This window comes from Meiothermus cerbereus, assembly GCF_051297115.1.
GTDB lineage: Bacteria > Deinococcota > Deinococci > Deinococcales > Thermaceae > Meiothermus > Meiothermus cerbereus_A.
Genome location: NZ_JBEVAL010000130.1, coordinates 1 through 3,327 on the forward strand (window position 1 = coordinate 1; position 3,327 = coordinate 3,327).

Genomic DNA, 3,327 nt, shown 5'->3' on the forward strand with positions numbered 1-3,327 from the left:
ACATTTGCCCCACCCTGCGCCACCCCGCGTCGGAAGCACTTTCGGGGGGGTTCGCGCAAACCCCCTCTTGAACCCCGTCCAGCACGCACGCTAGAATGAGGCCGTTGCACTCGGGTGAAAGCTCGAGTGAGGATTGAAACTAGCCGTACACCGGCGCGGTGTAGACGACTTCCCCGCGTTGCACTCGGGTGAAAGCTCGAGTGAGGATTGAAACCTCATGTGCCTCCTCGGAAAGAGAAAAGGGGCTTGCGCGTTGCACTCGGGTGAAAGCTCGAGTGAGGATTGAAACCTCCGAAGGCCTCGTCTCGCAAGAGGTGGTGGAGGTTGCACTCGGGTGAAAGCTCGAGTGAGGATTGAAACGAGAACCACCCTCAAACCCTCGAGGGCCTCCTGAACGTTGCACTCGGGTGAAAGCTCGAGTGAGGATTGAAACAGGAGGGGAAAAAGGTGTCCCCTTCCACGAAACATGTTGCACTCGGGTGAAAGCTCGAGTGAGGATTGAAACTTCGGCAAGGATCACAAGGCGCATAGCTGCTCCTTGTTGCACTCGGGTGAAAGCTCGAGTGAGGATTGAAACGAATAGGTAGAGCTTGGCTAGCCTAGCAATTTACGTTGCACTCGGGTGAAAGCTCGAGTGAGGATTGAAACAAGGGCGGGGCCTGCCTACACCCCCACCTCCTTAATGTTGCACTCGGGTGAAAGCTCGAGTGAGGATTGAAACGGTGACCTGACCTACGGCTGAAGCCATAGGCTTCTCGTTGCACTCGGGTGAAAGCTCGAGTGAGGATTGAAACTCATGGTTCCTCCTTTTGCCCCGGATTACCCGCCGGTTGCACTCGGGTGAAAGCTCGAGTGAGGATTGAAACTTTGAAACAGCCAGCCAGCTATGATCCAAGCACCACGTTGCACTCGGGTGAAAGCTCGAGTGAGGATTGAAACGTTGTCCCGAGGATGAACTGCACTTCGGGACTTGCGTTGCACTCGGGTGAAAGCTCGAGTGAGGATTGAAACCGCAGAACCTACCACATCCGACCCTTCAAGTGGGTAGGTTGCACTCGGGTGAAAGCTCGAGTGAGGATTGAAACTTGGCAAGCGGGGCCAGGCGCTCAATCAACCCCTGGAGTTGCACTCGGGTGAAAGCTCGAGTGAGGATTGAAACAGTTGCTGCTCGAGCAGCGCAGGCGCACGCAATGCGTTGCACTCGGGTGAAAGCTCGAGTGAGGATTGAAACCTGAAAAACGAGGAGGTCGACACCGAATGAACGACGTTGCACTCGGGTGAAAGCTCGAGTGAGGATTGAAACACAGGATTATTATCGAGACATGAACGACAAAAGGCTCAACCTCCCACGGGTCGCCATTTTGTTGGCAATTGCGATCTATTTTGGCTTCCTCTTTCTTCAGCCGAAGCCCGGTTTACAGCCGTCTAACACATCCGCTTCGGTGGCGCAACCGGGCCTAACGGCGTCCTCGAGCCCGCCCTGTGCCGCCCAGATCGAACAGGTGGGTTTGAGCCTCAACGAAGTGCGACTGCGGCTGCGGGGTGCGGCAGAGCGCATAGTGATTTTTACCGAAGCGGGAAGCGTGGTGGCCTCTACGGTGGAAAGCGGGAGCGCCGGGGAGTACAGGGTGCGTACGCCCGGCGCGGCAACTGCGATTCAAATCGACGGTTGTCCGGTGCTCAATCTGCGCTAGGGTTACTCTTGGTCGGTGGACTCCTCGGGCTCTGCTTCTTTGCGCGGCTTGAGTAAGGGGAACAGAATTACGTCGCGGATGCTTTCCTGGTTGGTCAGCACCATAGCCAGCCGGTCTATGCCCAGGCCCATGCCTGCTGCGGGGGGCATACCGTACTCGAGGGCCAGCAGAAAGTCTTCGTCTATTTCGGGTTCTTCGTCGTCGCCGGCCTCGCGCCGCTTAGCCTGCTCCTGGAAGCGGGCCCGCTGGTCGAGGGCGTCGTTTAGCTCGGAGTAGATGGGCGAAATCTCGAATCCGGCCACAAACAGATCGGCCCGCTCGGTCAGGTTGGGCTTGCTGGGGTCGCGGTGGCGCTTGACCAGGGGGCTAATGGCCAGGGGCACGTCCACCACATAGGTGGGCTGGATCAGGGTGTGCTCCACGTAGTGCCCAAAAAGCTTGTCCAGCAGCTTGTAGCTGGGCACACTTCGCAGCTCGGGGTGGTGTTGGTCGGCCCAGGCCCGCAGGCGCTCGAGGTCGGTGGGGTCGAAGTCGAGGCCGGCTTTTTCCTTGAGGGTGGTCACAAAATCTATGCGCTTGAAGGGCTTGGTAAAGTCGATCAGGTGCTCGCCATAGCGCACCTGGGTGGTGCCAAACAGGTGCTGCACCAGCCCCGAGAGCAGGTCTTCGATCAGGGCCATCATGTCGTGGTAGTCGGCATAGGCCCAGTAGGCTTCCAACATGGTGAACTCGGGGTTGTGTTTGACCGAAATGCCCTCGTTGCGGTAGTTGCGGCCAATCTCGAACACCTTCTCGAAGCCCCCTACCAGCAGGCGCTTGAGGTGAAGCTCGAGGGCAATCCGCAGGCTAAACTCGTGGTCGAGGGCGTTGTGGAAGGTTTTGAAGGGCTTGGCCTCGGTGCCGCCCGCAATGGCTTGCAGGGTGGGGCCTTCTACTTCCAGAAAGCCCTGCTGGTCGAAATAGTCGCGAATATAGCGCACCATGCGGCTGCGGATGCGGAACACCTCGCGCACCTCGGGGTTTTGCATCAGGTCGAGGTAGCGCTGGCGGTAGCGGGTTTCTACGTCACGGATGCCGTGCCACTTGTCGGGCAGGGGATGCAGCGACTTGACCAGAGGCGTAAACTTCCTGACCTTGATGGTAATTTCGCCGGTCTTGGTGGTGAAGACCGTGCCTTCTACCCCCACAATATCGCCAATATCGAGTTTTTTGATCAGGTCGTAGTGCTCGGTGAGGTCGCGGGCCAGGTAGAGCTGAATCCGGCCTGTGGCGTCCTGGATGTGGGCGAAGCTGGCTTTGCCCATGTGGCGGAAGGTCATCAGCCGGCCTGCTACCCGCACCTCTTCGTCGGGCCATTCTTGCTGGGGTTCTGCGCCGGCATGGCTGGCGAGAATCTGCGCGGCGTCGTGGGTTTTGGGGAAGCGGTAGGGGAAGCGCTCGAAGCCGGCTTGCGCAAGGGCCTCGAGGTTGGCTAGGCGTTGTTGGGTCTGTTCGCTGTATTCAGGCATAAGCACATCCAGCTTATAGAGTCTAAGCGCTGGCAGGCTGGCTTTGTCAAATTTGACTATAGCAAAACAGGCTTTTATCATATACATCCACTAAGCCAGCGATAGAGGGGCATGGGATTGGTGGA

The 3,327-nt window shown here is 58.1% G+C and carries 2 protein-coding genes and 1 CRISPR repeat array; of the genes, one reads left to right on the plus strand and one right to left on the minus strand.

The window, feature by feature from the left end:
- Nucleotides 1-103: 103 nt before the first annotated feature.
- A CRISPR array of direct repeats spans nucleotides 104-1,303; the repeat unit is 37 nt; unit sequence GTTGCACTCGGGTGAAAGCTCGAGTGAGGATTGAAAC.
- Nucleotides 1,304-1,322: 19 nt separating this feature from the next.
- Entirely contained in the window at nucleotides 1,323-1,694 is a 372-nt protein-coding gene (locus ABWU19_RS14545; protein WP_435902365.1) for a hypothetical protein, read from the plus strand.
- Nucleotides 1,695-1,696: 2 nt separating this feature from the next.
- Here ABWU19_RS14545 and lysS read toward each other — a convergent pair whose 3' ends face one another.
- Nucleotides 1,697-3,202: a lysine--tRNA ligase gene (lysS, locus tag ABWU19_RS14550; RefSeq protein WP_435902366.1), complete on the minus strand. Its 1,506-nt coding sequence runs from the start codon at nucleotides 3,200-3,202 to the stop codon at nucleotides 1,697-1,699.
- Between the last annotated feature and the right edge of the window lie 125 nt (nucleotides 3,203-3,327).

Coding starts and splice junctions, on each gene's coding strand:
- ABWU19_RS14545 (WP_435902365.1), top strand. CDS start 1,323: ATGAACGACAAAAGGCTCAACCTCCCACGGGTCGCCATTTTGTTGGCA.
- lysS (WP_435902366.1), bottom strand. CDS start 3,202: ATGCCTGAATACAGCGAACAGACCCAACAACGCCTAGCCAACCTCGAG.